This window comes from Chelatococcus sp. KU-N122, assembly GCF_055391085.1.
In genome coordinates, this window is sequence record NZ_AP043981.1 from 8696444 (window position 1) to 8713460 (window position 17017).

General features: G+C 70.1%; 15 protein-coding genes. 8 read left to right on the forward strand and 7 right to left on the reverse strand.

What is annotated here, in order from left to right:
• Window positions 1–52 precede the first annotated feature (52 nt).
• From ACZ5PO_RS39065 to ACZ5PO_RS39075, 3 genes are read right to left on the reverse strand one after another with little or no spacing between them, the layout of a single operon-like run.
• On the reverse strand, window positions 53–2314 hold the full coding sequence (locus ACZ5PO_RS39065) for a xanthine dehydrogenase family protein molybdopterin-binding subunit (protein WP_464188739.1): 2262 nt from the start codon (window positions 2312–2314) through the stop codon (window positions 53–55).
• Window positions 2307–3365, reverse strand: coding sequence for an FAD binding domain-containing protein (locus ACZ5PO_RS39070; RefSeq protein WP_464188741.1), 1059 nt, complete (start codon window positions 3363–3365; stop codon window positions 2307–2309). The genes ACZ5PO_RS39065 and ACZ5PO_RS39070 overlap by 8 nt, the downstream gene beginning before the upstream one ends.
• Window positions 3362–3859, reverse strand: coding sequence for a (2Fe-2S)-binding protein (locus ACZ5PO_RS39075; RefSeq protein ID WP_464188743.1), 498 nt, complete (start codon window positions 3857–3859; stop codon window positions 3362–3364). The genes ACZ5PO_RS39070 and ACZ5PO_RS39075 overlap by 4 nt, the downstream gene beginning before the upstream one ends.
• A 254-nt stretch (window positions 3860–4113) precedes the next feature.
• Between ACZ5PO_RS39075 and ACZ5PO_RS39080 the strand changes: the two genes are divergently transcribed.
• A complete protein-coding gene (locus ACZ5PO_RS39080) occupies window positions 4114–4728 on the forward strand; it encodes a TetR/AcrR family transcriptional regulator (protein ID WP_464188745.1) in 615 nt (204 codons plus the stop codon).
• 91 nt (window positions 4729–4819) lie between these two features.
• Here the strand turns inward: ACZ5PO_RS39080 and trxB are convergent, their stop codons facing one another.
• Window positions 4820–5782: a thioredoxin-disulfide reductase gene (gene trxB / locus ACZ5PO_RS39085; protein WP_464188747.1), complete on the reverse strand. Its 963-nt coding sequence runs from the start codon at window positions 5780–5782 to the stop codon at window positions 4820–4822.
• Between the two features lie 167 nt (window positions 5783–5949).
• Between trxB and ACZ5PO_RS39090 the strand changes: the two genes are divergently transcribed.
• The 5 genes from ACZ5PO_RS39090 to ACZ5PO_RS39110 all read left to right on the forward strand — a co-directional run bounded on the left by ACZ5PO_RS39090 (window position 5950) and on the right by ACZ5PO_RS39110 (window position 10592).
• Window positions 5950–6576 (forward strand): carboxymuconolactone decarboxylase family protein, encoded by a 627-nt coding sequence (locus tag ACZ5PO_RS39090; protein ID WP_464188749.1) that lies wholly within the window; start codon window positions 5950–5952, stop codon window positions 6574–6576.
• Entirely contained in the window at window positions 6569–7159 is a 591-nt protein-coding gene (locus ACZ5PO_RS39095) for a MarR family winged helix-turn-helix transcriptional regulator (RefSeq protein ID WP_464188751.1), read from the forward strand. Before ACZ5PO_RS39090 ends, ACZ5PO_RS39095 begins: the two co-directional genes overlap by 8 nt.
• 174 nt (window positions 7160–7333) lie before the next feature.
• On the forward strand, window positions 7334–8512 hold the full coding sequence (locus ACZ5PO_RS39100) for an ABC transporter substrate-binding protein (RefSeq protein ID WP_464188753.1): 1179 nt from the start codon (window positions 7334–7336) through the stop codon (window positions 8510–8512).
• Window positions 8513–8563: 51 nt separating this feature from the next.
• Entirely contained in the window at window positions 8564–9979 is a 1416-nt protein-coding gene (locus tag ACZ5PO_RS39105; protein ID WP_464188755.1) for a UbiD family decarboxylase domain-containing protein, read from the forward strand.
• Window positions 9980–9989: 10 nt separating this feature from the next.
• Window positions 9990–10592 carry a UbiX family flavin prenyltransferase gene (locus ACZ5PO_RS39110; RefSeq protein WP_464188757.1) on the forward strand — a complete coding sequence of 201 codons (603 nt, stop codon included), beginning with the start codon at window positions 9990–9992 and terminating at the stop codon, window positions 10590–10592.
• On the opposite strand, the gene wrbA is transcribed toward ACZ5PO_RS39110, so the two are convergent.
• Entirely contained in the window at window positions 10580–11209 is a 630-nt protein-coding gene (gene wrbA, locus ACZ5PO_RS39115; RefSeq protein WP_464188759.1) for an NAD(P)H:quinone oxidoreductase, read from the reverse strand. The genes ACZ5PO_RS39110 and wrbA overlap by 13 nt on opposite strands.
• A gap of 154 nt (window positions 11210–11363) precedes the next feature.
• On the reverse strand, window positions 11364–13019 hold the full coding sequence (locus ACZ5PO_RS39120) for an FAD-dependent monooxygenase (protein WP_464188761.1): 1656 nt from the start codon (window positions 13017–13019) through the stop codon (window positions 11364–11366).
• A 177-nt stretch (window positions 13020–13196) separates the two neighbouring features.
• On the opposite strand from ACZ5PO_RS39120, the gene ACZ5PO_RS39125 reads away from it, so the two are divergent.
• Window positions 13197–14192, forward strand: coding sequence for a helix-turn-helix domain-containing protein (locus tag ACZ5PO_RS39125; RefSeq protein WP_464188763.1), 996 nt, complete (start codon window positions 13197–13199; stop codon window positions 14190–14192).
• Between the two features lie 243 nt (window positions 14193–14435).
• Here the strand turns inward: ACZ5PO_RS39125 and ACZ5PO_RS39130 are convergent, their stop codons facing one another.
• Window positions 14436–15380, reverse strand: a complete 945-nt coding sequence (locus ACZ5PO_RS39130) for a helix-turn-helix domain-containing protein (RefSeq protein ID WP_464188765.1) — start codon at window positions 15378–15380, stop codon at window positions 14436–14438.
• A gap of 252 nt (window positions 15381–15632) precedes the next feature.
• On the opposite strand from ACZ5PO_RS39130, the gene ACZ5PO_RS39135 reads away from it, so the two are divergent.
• Complete coding sequence (locus ACZ5PO_RS39135; protein WP_464188767.1) at window positions 15633–16904, forward strand: acyl-CoA dehydrogenase family protein; 1272 nt, start codon at window positions 15633–15635, stop codon at window positions 16902–16904.
• Window positions 16905–17017: the final 113 nt, after the last annotated feature.

A 17017-nucleotide genomic window follows, 5' to 3' on the forward strand; every position in this document is an offset into this window, starting at 1 on the left:
TTATCAATTGGCGGGCCGGTCGTTTAGCCAGCTCGCCAACTCCCGCACCGCCCTACCGCGGCACGAGCAGCTCCTCGATGCGGATGGGGAAGCGGCGGACGCGCACCCCGGTGGCGTGCCAGACGGCGTTGGCGACGGCGCCGGCCGAGCCGGTGACGCCGATCTCGCCGACGCCCTTGATGCCCAACGCGTTGACGTGCGGGTCGTGCTCGTCGACCAGCACCGCCTCCAGCGACGGCACGTCGGCGTTGACCGGCACGTGGTACTCGGCGAGGTCGGCGTTGAGGATGCGACCGGAGCGGCGGTCGGTCACCGCCTCCTCGTGCAGGGCGAACGACACGCCCCAGATCATGCCGCCATAGAGCTGGCTCCGCACCAGCTTGGGGTTGATGATGCGCCCGGCGGCGAAGGCGCCGACCAGGCGCGTGGCGCGGATCTGGCCGAGCTCCGGGTCGACCTTGACCTCGGCGAACACGGCGCCGTGCGCGTGCATGGCATAGGTCGACTGGGCCGCCGGGTCCGGCACGCCCTGACCGCGGGCCTCGACCTCCGCAAGGCCCGCGCGGGCGAGGATGTCGCCGTAGCGCTCGCCGCGACTCTCGTCGTCGAGGCGCACGAGGCGGCCGTCGCGGGCGATCACGCCGGCGTTGCCGGCGCCGAACAGGGGCGAGCGCTCGTCCCGCGTCGCCAGGTCCGCCAGCTTGGCGATCACCGCCGCGCCCGCATTGTGCAGCGCCATGCCGGCGGTGGCGGTGTGGGCGGAGCCGCCGGCGATGCCGGCATCCGGCAAGTCCGACGTGCCGGCGCGGAACTCGACCTGGTCGATGGCGAGCCCCAGACCGTCGGCGGCGATCTGGGCCAGCGCCGTCCAGGCGCCCTGCCCCATGTCATGCGCCCCGGTCTCCATCACGCCGCGGCCGTCGGCGCGGATCACGGCGCGGGCCTCGGCGGCGAACATCAGCGCCGGGAAGGTCGCCGTGCCGACGCCCCAGCCGACGAGGAAGCCGTCATCATCGCGCATCTGCCGCGGCGCGAGCGGTCGGCCCGACCAGCCGAAGCGCGCCGCCCCTTGCGCGTAGCACTCGCGCAGCGCCTTGGAGGAGAACGGCTTGCCGGTGATCGGCTCGACCTCGGCGTAGTTGACCAGGCGGAAGGCCAGCGGATCCAGGCCGCAGGCGTGCGCCGCCTCGTCGATGGCGCTCTCCAGGGCGATCGAGCCGGTCGCCTCGCCGGGGGCGCGCATGAACAGCGGTGTGCCGACGTCGGCCCGCACCGCCTCGTGCGAGGTGGCAATGGCGGGTGCGGCATAGAGCGTGTGCGAGGCGTCGGCGGCCGGCTCATAAAAGTCGTCGAAGCTGCTCGTCACCGTCTTGGCATGGTGGGCGATGGCCGTGAGCCGGCCGTCGCCGTCGGTGCCGATGCGCAGCCGCTGGCGGGTGGGCGGGCGATGGCCCACCGGCCCGTACATCTGCTCGCGGCGCAGCACCAGCTTCACCGGCCGGCCGACCAGCTTGGCCGCCATGATGCCCAGCAGCTGCGGCCCGGAGATCAGCCCCTTGGATCCGAAGCCGCCGCCGAGGAACGGGCTGCGGATGTGGATGTTCTCCGGAGCGATGCCGAACAGCCCGGCGATGCGCCCCTGGGCCATGGCCAGGCCCTGGCTCGGCGTGTCGACGGAAAGCGCATCGCCCTCCCACGCCGCCACGATGGCGTGCGGCTCCATGGCGTTGTGGTACTGCGCCGGCGTCTCGTAGGTCGCCTCGACGCGCAGCGATGCGCTGGCCAGCGCCGCCTCCACGTCCCCGTGCGCCACCGCCGCCGGGTTGCCGATGCCCACGGCCGGCGGCCGGAAGCTCGCGTCGCCGTCGAGGCCGACGCGGGCCGGCAGCGCCTCGTAGCGCGGCGCAAGCAGCGCCGCCCCTTCGGTGGCCGCTTCCAGGCTCTCGGCGATCACCACGGCGATCGCCTGGCCGGCGTAGCGCACGCCGTCGTTCTGCAGCAGCTCGAGCCGGAACATGAACGGGTTGGTCTTGGCGTCCGGGTCCTCCGCCAGCGGCGGCTTGTGGGCCGGCGTCATCACCTCGACGACGCCCGGATGGGCCTTGGCGGCGGCGACGTCGAGGGCGGCGACGCGGCCGCGGGCGATCGTCGCGGTGGCGATGACCGCATAGAGCATGCCGGCCGGGTGGTTGTCGGCGGCGTAGCGGGCGGCGCCGGTGACCTTGAGGACGCCGTCGCGGCGGGTGAGCGGCTGGCCGATGTTGGAGCCGTGGCGCTGATGGGCCGGCGCCGGGCTGAGGCTGATCTCAGGCATGGGAGGGCGCTCCGAGCTGGGCGGCGAAGGGGGAAGCCGGCAGGGCCGGCAGGCGCGCCGGCGTGCCGGCGGCGGCGAGCGTGAACGCACGCACGACGAGGCGGCGGGCGAGCTCGATCTTGAAGGCGTTGTCGCCGGAGGGCCTGGCCTCGGCCAGCGCCGCCTCCGCCACCGCACGGAAGGTGGCTTCGTCCGGCTTGGCACCGACGAGCAACGCCTCGGCAGGGCGGGCCCGCCACGGCTTGGCGGCGACGCCGCCAAGCGCCAGCCGCGCCGCACGGATCGTGCCGCCCGCGACGTCCAGGGCAGCGGCCGCCGACACCACGGCGAAGGCATAGGAGGTGCGCTCACGGACCTTGAGGTAGCGGGCCCGGGCGGCGAAGCGCGCGGCCTCCGCCGGCAGGCGCAGCGCCACGATCAGGTCGCCCGGCGCCAGCACGTTCTCGTGCTCGGGCGCATCCCCCGGCAGCCGGTGCAGGGCCTCGACCGGCACCTGGCGCCGCCCTGCCCTGCCCTCGATCTCCACCACCGCATCGAGCGCCACCAGCGGCACGCAGAAGTCCGACGGGTGGGTGGCGATGCAGGCCTCGCTCCAGCCCAGCACCGCGTGCAGCCGGTTCTCGCCGCCACGCGCATCGCAGCCGGCGCCGGGCTGGCGGCGGTTGCAGGCGCTAGCGGTGTCGTAAAAGTAGCCGCAGCGGGTCTTCTGCAGCAGGTTGCCGCCGACCGTCGCGGCATTGCGCAGCTGGGCCGAGGCGCCCGACAGGAGGGCCTCGGCCACCGCCGGATAGGCGGCGGCAAACGCCCGGTCGTGGGCGAGGTCGGCGTTGCGCACCAGGGCGCCGATGCGCGTCGCCCCATCGGGCAGGCGTTCGATGCGGTCGAGCCCGGGCAGGTGCGTCACGTCGACGAGCCGCTGCGGGCGCGCAATGCCGCCCTTCATCAGGTCGAGGAGATTGGTCCCGGCGGCGAGATAGGCCGCGCCGGGCTGGGCTGCGGCGGCGACCGCCTCGGGGATGGTGGCGGGCCTGACGTAATCGAAGCTCTTCATGCCGCTGTCTCCTGCTCGCGCGCAGCGAGGCGTTTCCGCGCCTCCAGCACCGCCTCGGTGATGCCCGCGTAGGCGGCGCAGCGGCAGAGATTGCCGCTCATGCCCTCGCGGATGTGCTCCGGATCGTCGCCGGCCTGGCCTTCCTCGATCAGGCCGACGGCGCTCATGATCTGGCCCGGTGTGCAGAAGCCGCACTGGAAGCCGTCGTGGGCGATGAAGGCGGCCTGCACCGGGTGCAGCTCGTCGCCCTGGGCCAATCCCTCGATGGTGGTGATGGCGGCGCCGTCGTGGCTCACCGCCAGCGCCAGGCACGAATTGATGCGCCGGCCGTCGACCAGGATGGTGCAGGCGCCGCACTGGCCGCGGTCGCAGCCCTTCTTGGTACCGGTGAGGTCGAGGCGCTCGCGCAGGAGGTCGAGCAGCGTGACGCGCGGATCGTCGAGCTCGACGTCCCGCCGCACGCCGTTGACGGCGAGGCTGATGGAGAAAGGCATGGCACTGCTCCGATCAGTGTTATCGTTCGAGCAAAGGGGATTCGGCCGCGCGCACGGGCGTGCGGCGGGGTCCGGCGGCTCGCGGACGCCGGCGGGGTGTTCGGGACGCGTGAGGGCTCCGGCGCCGATGCACGGCACCGGGCGGGCTGGGCACATGGGGTGCCTACGCCTACATATGCGGAGGCCCCCTCCGCATTTCAAGATATGGAGGATGCCTCCGCCTTGCAAGCGGCAGGAGGAACGAGACACGAGCCATGACAGTTCCCCCGGCCGACGAGCCCGCCACCATGAATCCTGCCGGCAAGCGCCCGCGGCAGCCCCGCGCCGATGCGGTGCGCAACCGCGAGCGCGTGCTGGCGGCGGCCAAGGTGGTGTTCAGCGCCGGTGGGGCCGACGCCAGCCTGGAGGCGGTGGCGCGGCAGGCGGGCGTGGGCATCGGCACGCTCTACCGCCACTTCCCGACGCGGGATGCGCTCTACGAGGCGGTGTACCGGCGCGAGGTGGAGCAGCTCGGTGAGCTGGCCGAGTCCCTGAAGGGCGAGCCGGACCCGGTGGAGGCGCTGCGCCGCTGGCTGCACTCCAACGTCGCCTTCGTCGCCACCAAGAAGGGCATGGCCGCAGCGCTTGCCGTCGCCGCCCACGGCAAGACCGACCTCGCTGCGTTTTCCTACGAGCGGCTGACCCAGGCCATCGGCGCCCTCCTCACCCGCGCCGCCGCCAGCGGCCGCATCCGCGCCGACGTGAGCGCCGACGACATCCTGAGGGCGCTGATCGGCATGTGTTACATGAACGACCAGCCCGGCTGGCAGGCGAGCGTGCTCAGGCTGGTGGACGTGTTCGTGGATGGCTTGCGGACCGGGCGGGAGTAGCACCCAAGCCGCCTTCCGCGCGTCGCAGCCTCAGCCTCGTCCGCGTTGCCATGCCGGGGGCGCTCCCAGCTCGGATGCAATCCGTCCCGCATCACTCCGCGGCAGCCCGGTCGAGCTCCTGGGCCACCAGCCAGCGCTCCGCCTCCAGGGCCGCCATGCAGCCCATGCCGGCGGCGGTCACCGCTTGCCGGAAGACGTCGTCGGTGACATCGCCCGCGGCGAAGACGCCGGGGATGTTGGTCGCCGTGGAGTCGGGCGCGGTCCAGATATAGCCGGCCGGCTTCATGTCGAGCTTGCCGGCGAACAGCTCGCTCGCCGGCTTGTGGCCGATGGCGATGAACACGCCGTCGGTCGCAAGCTCGGTGATCGCGCCGGTCCGCGTGCTCTTCAGGCGCACGTGGGTCACCGACGGGGGCTCGCGTCCACCGCAGATCTCGTCGACCGCCTGGTCCCACAGCACCTCGATCTTCGGGTGCTTGAACAGCCGCTCCTGCAGGATGCGCTCGGCGCGCAGCGTGCCGCGCCGGTGAACCAGCGTGACCTTGGCCGCAAGGTTAGCCAGGTAGAGCGCTTCCTCGACCGCGGTATTGCCGCCGCCGACGACCACCACGGTCTTGCCCCGGAAGAAAAAGCCGTCGCAGGTCGCGCAGGCGGACACGCCAAAACCCTGGAACGCCTCTTCCGAGGGCAGCCCGAGCCATTGCGCCTGGGCGCCCGTCGCGATCACCAGGGCGTCGCAGCTGAACGTGTCGCCGCTGTCGGCCGTTGCCCGGAACGGATAGACGGCGAGGTCGACGTGCACGATGTGGTCGGACACCAGCCGAGCGCCGACGTGCTCGGCCTGGGCCCGCATCTGTTCCATGAGCCAGGGGCCCTGGATCGGATCGGCGAAGCCCGGATAGTTCTCCACGTCCGTGGTGATCATCAGCTGGCCGCCCGCTTGATAGCCGGAGACCAGCACCGGTTCGAGCATCGCACGGGCTGCATAGATGGCGGCGGTGTAGCCGGCCGGGCCGGAGCCGATGATGAGAAGCTTGGTATGCGTATGAGCCATCGGAGATTCATCCTGCGCTAGATGCGGAGCCGGCGGTCGCGCGGCGGCTCGGGTCGTCGATATAATGCTTATTGACTTAGCTAATCTAGTTAGTAAATTGCCTTCGACATCGGGCCGCGACCGCCGGCTCGATCGTCGCCAACCGCACCACACGCCGAGGGCAGCAGATGAACGAGCCTGTCGAGACCCAACCCCGCACGGAGGCCGAGCCCTTCATTCCCTACGTGCCGGAGGACGCTTTTGCGCCGCACCTGCGGCCCCTCGTCGAGCCTTACAAGCAGCGCATGGGCTTCCTGCCCAACGCCCTCAAGCTCTACGCCCACCGGCCGGAGATCGCCGGCACGCTGTGGAAGCTCAACAGCGACATCATGCGCGATACCAGCCAGACGCTGCCGCAGTTCCTCAAGCGGAGGTTGGCCGCTCTCGCCAGCAAGACCAACGGCTGCGCCTACTGCACCGCCCACAGCTGCTCGATGCTGAAGAAGGGCCGGGATTCGCTTGCGGAGGGCTGGGGCCTTGCCGAAGGCGAGGTGGAAGCCCTGCTTGCCGACGACTTCGAGCCCAAGGACGAGTTCGAACGCGTGTGCTTCGACTTCGTCAGGCTGTCCTCGACCGACGCCACGGCCATGCCGGACGAGATCTACGGGCGGCTGAAGCAGCACCTCACGCCGCCGCAGATCGTCGAGCTTGCTTGTGTCGTCGGCTTCTGGAAATTCTACAATACCGTCCACGACGCCCTGCGGATCCCCGTCGAGGCGGAGCTCATCGAGGATGCGAAATACGTTCATGGCTAAAGCAAGAGCGCGGGGGGCCGCTCCCGAGCCACCGTCCTTCGCCCTGCCCGCGACGATCTCGCGCGATGCGCTCCTGGTGCGCGGCAGCGATCACCGCTTCCGCCGCCTGCTCTACGACCTCAACCACCTGGGCGAGCTCCTGGCCCAGTCCCGACAGCACCTGGCGGCTCAGTTCGACCTGACGCCGCCGCAGTACAACATCCTGATGGTGGTGGCCGAGCACCACGCCGGCGGTGGCGTCAGCGTCGCCGACGCCGCGGCCGAACTGCACGTCAGCGGGGCCTTCGTCACCACCCAGGTCAACCGCCTGGTCGACCGGGGCCTCCTGGCCAAGCAGCCGAACCCGGAGGACGGCCGCGGCGTCCTGGTGGTGCTCACCGCACTCGGGCGCAGCGAGATCCAGCGCGTCGCGCCGCTGATCCGCGCCTTCAACGACCGCTTCTTCCGGTCGCTGAGCGGCGTCGGCTTCGAGCAGTTCGCCACGATCGTGTCGGAGTTGATCGGCAGCGGCGAGCACACCCTGCTCGATGCCAAGACGGCGGCGCGGCGGCTGTCGCGCGCCGCCGGCAAATCGTCCGGCTGAGGGCGAGGGCGGAGCCCGTCGCATTGCCCGCACGGCAATCATTTAGCTTATAAAAGAAGCTAATCTAGTAAATTAGTATCTTAGCAATCCTGCTCAAGCCCGGCACACTTGCGGCGCGGCGACGCCCCCTCGGCCGGGGCGTGGCGCCCGTATCTCGATCGGAAGGGGAACACCATGGCCATCGACCGTCGCGGCTTCCTTGCGGGAGCCCTGTCCCTCGGCTCCCTGCACGCGGCCAGGGCCGCGCCCGCCGAACTGGTGCTCGGTTACCTCACCGCCGGCTCCGGGCCCTTCGTCAGCCTGTCGCGCAGCAACCGCATCGCCGCCGCCATGGCGGCGGAGGAGATCAATGCCCAGGGCGGCATCGGCGGGCGCCGCCTGCGCCTTGTCGAGTTCGACACCGCCGGCCGCGCCGAGCAGGCGGTGGCGGGCCTGCGTAAGCTCGCGGCCGACGAGGGCGCCCTGGCGGTCATCGGGCCGTTCTCCACCACCGAATGCCAGGTGGCGTTCCCGCAGGGCGAGCGGCTGATGATCTGCACGATGTCCATGGCCTCGTCGGCACCGGGCCTTTCGGCCCCCTACAGCTATGCCTTCCGCAACAACATGGGCGAGCAGAAGATGTTCGCCAGCGTCGTCGAGACGATCCGCAGCAAGGGCCTGCCGGCGACCTCCGCCGCCATCGCCTATGCCACCGACGACGCGGTATCGAAGGCGGTAGGCACCAAGGTCATGCCCGCCGCGCTGCAGCAGGCGCAGATCCCGGTCGAGGCCGTCGTCGACTTTCGCGTCGCCGATTTCGACTTCGCCCCGCAGGTCTCCAAGCTGATGGGCCGCCCGACGGACCTCGTCGCCGTCGGCGCACCGCCCGAGGCCGCCATCAATCTGGCACGCGAGATGCGGCGGCAGGGCCACCGCGGCCGGCTGATCGCCGGAGCGACCATCTTCGATGTCGAGCTGCCCCAGCGCATGGGCGCCGGCGGCGACGGCACCATCGTGCCGACCACGTTCTGGTGGCAGCTGAACGACCGCACCCGGGCGTTCGCCGCCGAATTCGAGACGCGTGCCAAGGCGGCCGGGCTGCAGCGCACCCGGCCGGCCCAATTCGATGCCTCGACCCACTCGATCGTGCACCTCTACGCCCGCGCGCTGGCGGCGACGAACGCCACCGGCGATCCGGCACGCCTGGAGCAGGAGCGCCGCGCCGTGCGCGATGCTCTGCAGACGATGGCGCCGGCGGAGACGATCGAGGGCGTGATCGCGTTCGACCGCGACCGCGACGCCGTCAAGCCCGCCTACGTGATGCAGATCGATCAGAGCGGCTGGACGCTGCTGCAGACCTTCGCCCGCACCTGAACGCGGCCGGCCGCGTCGCGGCCGTCGTCACCAATCCCGCACGGAGCCGTCATGTCAGAGCTTCTCACACCCGCCGTGGCGGACACCGGCCCGGCCCGGCTCGACAAGGACCTGCGCGGCTTCCTCGCCCGCAACGCCGACGTGGTGACGACCATCGCCAAGCCGGTCAGCATCGACGACGTGGGCGCCCTCTCGGCGCAGAGCGAGCAGCCGATCCTGTTCGAGACGATCGTCGAGCATCCCGGCCGCCGCCTGTGCGACATCCTGGTCAAGCACCGGCACCTGCAGGCCCGCGCCCTGGGCGTGCCGGAGCGGGATTATCTCAAGACCCTGGCCTACCGGCTGCGCCTGCCACCGCGCGGCTTCGTGCCCGTGGCGAGCGGGCCGGTGAAGGAGGTTGTGCTGACCGGTGACCGCGTCGACTGGCTGCGCCAGCTGCCGGTGCCGGTGCACTCGGAGCAGGACCCGCTACCCTACATCACGGCGATGAACATCGTGAAGGACCCGGAGACCGGCTTCTACAACTCCTCCCACGCCGGCACCAACCCGCTCGGCCCCGACCACGGCGTCATGAGCTTCGCCACGCCGCACACTCATCTCATCATGGACAAGTATCGGCGCATCGGCCGCGCCGAGATGCCGATCGCCCTCATCTTCGGCGTGCACCCGGCCTACGAGATCATGGCCAATTTCTCGGGCCTGCACATGGACCTGTGGGGCGAGATGGAGATGGTGGGCACCATCACCGGCCTCGACGTCGAGATGGTGCCGTGCGAGACCATCGACCTCACGGTGCCGGCCCATGCCGAATACGTGGTCGAGGGCCTGGTCCGCCTCACCGAGCCGGCGGGTGCCGGCCTCGTCGTCGCTCCGACCAGCTATTACCTGCCGCGCCGGCAGCTGATCCCCACGGTGCGTGTCACCGCCATCACCATGCGCGGCGACCGGCCGATCTACCGCAACCACCAGACCTGCCCGTTCACCGACCACCAGGTGCTGCCCCGGCTCTGCCACGAGGCGATGCTCTACAACCGCCTCGTCGAGATGGGCGTGGCGGTGACCGACGTGCGCTTCCCCACCTGGGGCGGCGCGCTCGCCTGCCTCATCCAGATCGAGGCGCCGCGGCCCGGCTACGTCAACGATGCGCTGATGGCCTGCATGGGCGCGCCATGGCTCAACACCAAGATGGTCGTGGCCATCGGCCCGGACACCGACATCGACGACCCGGGCGACGTGTTCCACGCCATCGCCACCCGCGCTGATCCCGCCAAAGACCTCTTCGTCGTGCCCTCGACGCGCGGCTCGCTCTATGACCCGTCCGCCGAGCCGCTGCCGGACCATGCGCCGTTCCGGCTGGTCGGCAAGATCGGCATCGATGCCACCGCCAAGTCGCGCTACGGCATCAGCGATTTCGAGCGCTCGGTGCCGCGGAACTGGGGCCGCGTGCAGCTGGCGGACTATCTCTGAGGGCGCGGCCATGGCAGGCGGGCGCCCGGCCGGACGGCTCCTCATCGGCATCACCGGCGCCTCCGGCGCCATCTTCGGCATCCGGCTGCTGGAGCTGCTGCGGCCGACGCCGATCGAGACCCACCTGGTGCTGAGCAAGGCGGCGCATCTCACGGTGACGGCGGAGACCGGCCGGACGATCGGCGAGGTCCAGGCGCTGGCCGACAAGGTGCACGCCATCGGCGACGTCGGCGCCGCCTGTTCCAGCGGCTCGTTCCGGACGATGGGCATGATCGTGGCGCCCTGCTCGATCAGGACCATGTCGGAGATCGCGGCCGGCACCACCGGCAACCTGCTGTCGCGCGCCGCCGACGTGACCTTGAAGGAGCGCCGAAGGCTGGTGCTGATGACGCGGGAGACGCCGCTGCACCTCGGCCATATCCGCACCATGGCGGCGGTGACCGAGATGGGGGCCATCGTCTATCCGCCGGTGCCGGCCTTCTATACGCGGCCCGCCACCGTCATGGACATCGTCGACCACACCATCGGCCGGGTGCTCGACCTGTTCGACATCGACCTCGGCATCGTGGAGCGGTGGCCGGGGCTGACGCCTCCCGCGCGTCAGCGCCAGTAGCTGCCGTCCAGCCGGCGGGCGATGTCGGCCACGTGCATGCCCTGGAAGCGGGCGATGGCGAGCTCGTTGCGGCTCGGCTGGCGCGAGCCGTCGCCCTTGGTCAGCGTGGAGGCGCCGTAGGGGCTGCCGCCGGTGATCTCGTCCATGTCGAGCAGCTTCTGCTCGGTGTAGGGCACGCCGACGATGATCATGCCATGGTGCAGCAGCGTGGTGTGGAAGCCGGTGATCGTCGTCTCGACGCCGCCGTGCTGGGTGGCGGCGCTGGTGAACACGCTGCCGATCTTGCCCACCAGCGCGCCGCTCGCCCACAGCGGCCCGGTCTGGTCGAGGAAGTTGCGCATCTGCGCGCACATGTTGCCGAAGCGGGTCGGGGTGCCGAAGATGACCGCGTCGGCCTCGGCGAGCTTGCCGGGCTCGGCGTAGGGGATGTCGGCGAACTTCGCCCTGGTGTCGCGGGCGCCGCTCAGCAGCAGCACGTCGTCGGGCACCAGCTCGGGCACCTGCAGCAGCGACACCGCCGTGCCCTCGATCTCGCGGGCGCCCGCCGCGACGGCCTCGGCCATCTGATGCATGTGGCCGTACATGCTGTAGAAGATCACGTGGATGCGCGTCGGCATGGCAAGCTCCTGATCGGCTCAACGGTCGCGGGGCCGGAACGGCGCATCCCGCGGGACATGGGTCGGTTGATGGGGGCGACGTCGGCGCATCGCCTCCCCGTGTCGTGGACGGGCTCGATCCGGCCGTGGTGGCTGCGACGCAGGGCCGGGCCGCTCAGCGGCAGAGCACCCGGTCGACGGCCCGCGCGAGGGCGCGCGGCGCATCGGCCGTCAAAGCCGTCTGCCTCCACGCCACATAGCCGTCCGGCCGCACCAGCACGGCGCCGGAGGGGCCGATGCCGTACGCCTCGGGGAACGGCGGCGTGAACAGGCTGGAGATCGCCTCCCGCCGCGGCGGCAGGTCGGCAAGCGGCGCCTCCGCCCCCGGCCGAGCCACCACGTGCCCGTCGATGACGATGCCGGTCTCCTGCGCCGCCCGGCGCGCCGCTTCGAGCCATGGCTCCCCCTCGTGGCCGGCCATCAACACGAAGCGGCCGTGGTAGAGGTCGAGGGTGGAGATGGTCTCCGCCCCGCGGCGCAGGACCAGGTGCGGGGCGCGCGTGCCGGGCCGGGCGAAGGACTTGCGCGGATCGATGTCGGGCCCCCCGTCGTCGACGATGTCCGCATCCGGGATCACCGCGGCCGAGCGGTAGCGGTTGAACTCCACGTGCGTATCGGGGATCGCCTTCCGCATGCCGTCGGTGCCGATGTCCGGGTCCGAGCGGGTCACGTAGCGGTTGTAGGCCTGCTCGATCGCCTGCATGCCGGCCGGCTGCCTCTCGGCGTCGTAGGTGTCCATCAGCGCCGGGCCGGCGAGGCCGCGGGTGACGCAGGCGAGCTTCCAGGCGATGTTGTGCGCATCCTGGATGCCGGTGTTGCCGCCGAAGCCGCCGGTGGGGGTCATGGTGTGCGCGGCGTCGCCTGCGATGAAGACCCGGCCGCGCTGGAAGGTCTCGGCGGCGCGGCACACCGCCGCCCACTTGGCCACGTCCTCGACGCGGACATCGAGGTCGGGCTCGCCCACCGCGTCGCGCACCAGCTGGGCTGCCGCCTCGTTGGTGATGCCCTCGGCGGCGTTGCGCGCCGCGGGCTTGTTGATGTCGCCCACGGTGAACACGACGAGGAAGCCACCGAGCCCGGTCTTCTCCAGCCGGAAGAAGCCGCGGACCTGCGGGTTGTTGACGTAGATCACGCCGAGGTTGCGGCCGCGCAGGGCCCGCGAGCAGTCGGCGCGGAAATAGATGGTGATGCTGTGGCTCATCACCGGATAGCCGCGCATGGCGATGCCGAGCGCTTCCCGCACCGGGCTGCGGTTGCCGTCGCAGGCCACCATGTAGCGGGCGCGGATGCGCCTCTCCTCGAGGCTGTCGATATCGCGCACCACCGCGGTGAGGCCATCGGTATCCTGGCTGAAGGAGACGAGCTCGGTGCCATAGCGGAAGCGCGCGCCGAGCGCGGCGGCGCGTGCGTGCAGGATCGGCTCGAGCACCTGCTGCGGCATGAACAGGCGCCGGGCCGGGCTCAGGTCCGCGACGCCCTGGTTGATGTCGGGGATGTATTGGGCGATCTCGCGACCGGCCAAGGTCTCCACCGCGTTCATGCCGCCGTTGGGATCGTAGAGAGCGTGCGCGGCGCGGATCACCTCGTCCGCGATGCCGGCGACGCGCATCAGCTCCAGCGTGCGCAGCTGGAAGTAGCCGGCCCGCGGATGGATGGCCGTGCCGCGGTGCTTCTCCACCGTCAGGCACGGCACGCCGTGGGTGCGCAGGAACATCGTCGTGGCGAGGCCCACCAGGCTGCCGCCGACCACAAGGACGTCCGTCTCTTCCATTGCCATCACCCTTCGAAGGGCCCGCCGGCGGCAATCAGCCCAGGAAAGAGGCTTGATTGCACGGGAAATGGGCGAGCGAGTTGCTTTATTGAGCAAGTATCGGCGAGCTTCCGGTTGTGATCTTCCAGATTCCATGTCTATTTTTTCAAATTACTTGGATCGCAACGAAAGTGTCCGATGACGGCCGGCCCGTCTGCGACGCGCGGCGGCGGCGCGGCCGCCCTGCTCACCGGCGAGACCCACCCCATCGTGCTGGCGGCGGGCAGCCGCGTCGTGGCCTCCAGCGATGGGCTGGGCTGGCGCAACCTTCACGCTTCGATCACCGCGGAGCGTCGCTGGTCCGGCTCGCTCGCGCCGATCGATCACATCTGCTTCGCCTATTGCCTTCGGCAGGCGGCCCGCATCGAGCGGCGCATAGCCGGTGAGAGCGGCGTGCGGACCCTGACGCTGCGAGCGCGCCAGTTCGGCATCCTGCCGACGCGCGTCGCCTCCAGCTTCCGCCTCACCGGCAGCGCCGACATCATGATGATCTATGTCAGGGGCTCGCTGGTGGAGCGCGCCGAAGAGGAGCTGTTCGAGGGCGGCCGCCGCGCCATCGCGCTGGAGCCGCACGTCGGCTTCTGCGATCCGCTGCTGGAGCAGGTGGCGATGGAGATTGTCGAGGCGCTGGAGCGGCGCAACGTCGCCGACGATCCTCCCTACATCGACCAGCTCGCCCGCACCGCCGCCGCGCACCTGCTGCGCCACCACGGCGAGCTCGCACGGGCGGTGGCGCCGGCGGGCCTGCGCGCATCGCCTGACGTCGGCGCCGGCCTCGCCCGGCTGCGGGCCTTCATCGTCGGCCACCTGGCGGAGGATCTCGACGCGGCTCGCCTCGCCCGTGTTGCCGGCCTCAGCTCTGCCCGGCTCTCCCACGCCTTCGCCATCGCCCATGGCGAGACGCCGCACCAATACGTCATCAGGCAGCGTATCGAACGGGCCCGGCAGCTGCTGCTCGCCACCGACCTGCCGATCGCCGAGGTCGCCCTGGAGACGGGGTTCGCCAGCCAGAGCCATCTCACCGATGTCTTCAGGCGCCGGACCGGTGACACGCCTCGCGCCTACCGGCTCCGGCATGGGCAACGGGGCGACGGGGCCGCTGCCGGGCCCGGCCGAGGCGCCGGTAGAGCGTAGGAGGGCAACCGGCGGACAGCGCCACGCTTGACGAGGTGCCCCTGTCCGGGCCCGACGCCTCGATCGAGGATTGGGCGGCCGCCGTTTCCGCGGCGACTTTTCGCCAGGATGCACTCGCCCAGGGCGGCTTCAGGGCGCGGCAGGACAGGGGCGGACGGCCGCGCGAGCGGGACCACCAGCCCCATGGCCTTGTGGTAGCATCAGATTGTCCCAAAACCGCCATCCACGTTTGGGACCGGCGCCCTATCGTGCCGGCAGGTGCCGGTATTCCCGTGGCGACGCGCCGAAGCGTTTGCGGAACGAGCGGTTGAAGTGGGAGAGATCGCTGAAGCCGCAATCCAGCGCGATGTCGGAGACCGGCCGACGGGGCGTACGCGCGAGCTCGGCGGCGGTGCGCTCGAGCCGGCGGCTGCGGACCGACGCGCTGAACGTCATCTCGGCCGCCTCGAACAGGCGGTGCAGGTAGCGCGGCGAGATCTTGAAGCGCCGGCAGACCGTCTCCACCGACAGATTGGGGTCGTGCAGATTGGCGTCGATGAAGCTCAGGACCGAGCCGAGCAGCGCATGCCGCACCGATCCCGCGGCCCGGTCCTCCAGGTCGGCCCTCCCCTGGAGAGCGCAGGCCACCAGCTCGGTCATGACGCGGGCGACGGACCTGCCGGCCGGGGCCGGAATGGCATCGGGCTGCCGCTGGATCGACTGCAGGAAGTCGATGGCGAGCGCGCCCATGGGCGTGTCCCGCGATATGCGCCGCGCGGTCAGCTCCGCCGGATCCGTCAGCAGCGGATCGAGAAGCCTCTTGGGGATTCTGAAGGAGTATATCTTGAGCCCGGAATGGTAATCCAGATCATACGGCTCGGTCGAATCGACGATATAAAACTCGTTCGGCTCGATTAAGACCTCGCGCCCCCGCTGCTTGGCCAGCACGGTTCCCTTCATCTGCATATTGACGAAGTAGACTTCTAGCGGGCTCCTGGCGATCTCGGCAGCGCCCCTGACGACGCGGTGCTCCTCCGTCAGCAGGCTGGTCACATTGATCTCGGAGATCATGTCGGCCTTGACGCTGCCCGAGAAGCCGCCGGTTCGCTTTCGCGTCGGATTCAGCGTAATGAAAGCCTCGCAGAGCACCTCGCGCCAGTAGCCGAACTGCTCCTTGGTCGGAAGATCTAGCGTGGTCCACGACGACATTTGGCCCTCCGCTGCCGGCAAGGCAGCGAGACCTGCAAAACCCTGCCCCGGTTACCAACCGTCGACTTCGGGTTTGCCCGTGTCAAGGCTAAACAATATGAAAGCTGCTGCCGCTTTTTTGAGCTTCGCTTGCTCTAGCCAGGACAGCCGACGTGCACGATCGGCCTGGTTTTTTTGTCGCTCCCGCCCAAGACCGCGCGCGGCCGGCGATGGCACGGATAGATCTCGGCCATCACAGAGAGGAGCAACGAGGTGAGCATCAATTTCACCCTCAGCGACGAACAGATTGCGCTTCGGGACGGCGCACGCGCGTTCGCGACCACCGTTCTCAAGGACATCCGCAAGACCATTCGTCAATATTCCACGCCGGACGCGCGCTTCTACGCGACGCGACCGTTTCATAAGCAGGCCGTGGACGCCGGCTTCGTGAAAGGTCTCTTCCCCACGGACTACGGCGGAACCGGCGTTTCGACCCTCGACTTCGCGCTTGCCGCCGAAGAGCTGTCCGCCGTCGACGTCAACCTGCCCAGCACGCTCCTGGGCACCGGGCTCGGCCTCAAGCCCGTCGTCTTCTTCGGCACCGAGGAGCAGAAGCAGCGCTTCATTCCCGATTTCATCGACGACGGAACGCGGCTGGCCGCCTTGGCATTCACCGAAGTCACCGGCGGGGCCAACTACGATGCCGCGGACCCGCGCTTCGGCGTGCGCACCTTCGCCACGCGCGACGGCGACGAATGGGTGATCAGCGGCGAGAAGCACTATACGACGAACGGCACCGGCTGGGACGGCAAGGGCTGCCATCTCTATGCGGTGGTGTGCCGGACCGACCCGGGCAAGAACGCCGAAGAGTCCCTGGCGGTGATCATGGTTCCGGGCCACCTGCCGGGCATCCAGATCACGGGGCTGCTGGACACGGTGGGGCACCGCGCATCCATCTCGCCCCGCATGAAGTTCGACAACGTGCGCGTTCCGGCCGCCAACATCATCGGCAAGCCCGGCGACGGCATCAAGATCGTCGCCACCAACTTCGCCTGGACCGCCGCGCTGATCGGCGCGGCCTGCGTCGGCGTCATGCGCGCCGCCTTCGAGCACGCGCTGGCCTTCGCCAAGGCGGATTCCCGCTCCGGCCCGCACCCGATCATCGAATATTCCACCGTCGGCTACATGCTGGCGGACATGAAGATGAAGATCGAGGCCTGCCGCTACCTGACCTGGAAGTCCTGCCAGCAGTTCGACCTCTCCGGGGGAGCCGAGCAGGAGCTCGCGGTGATGACGAAAGTCTTCTGCTCCGAAACCTGCGTCTCCGTCGTCTACGACGCCATGCGGGTGGTCGGCGTCGACAGCTACACCGACATGCACCCGCTGGCGGAGCTCATGAACGACGCCATGTGCTTCCCGCTCTACGACGGCGGCAACATGGGCGCCCGCCGGCGGCAATTGCACGGCATGCTGAAGAGCGCCGCCTACGACCCGCGCTTTGCCGCCTACGGCACCTTCGGCCCATCGTCGACCCAGGCAGCGTGAGCGGAAGAGCGGACCTTAGCAGCTCTTGAGACCTCAAGCGGAGGGATGGCCGGGTCAAGCCCGGCCATCCATCGACTGGGACCAAATGCCGTCGCCGCCACGCATTCCGCGCG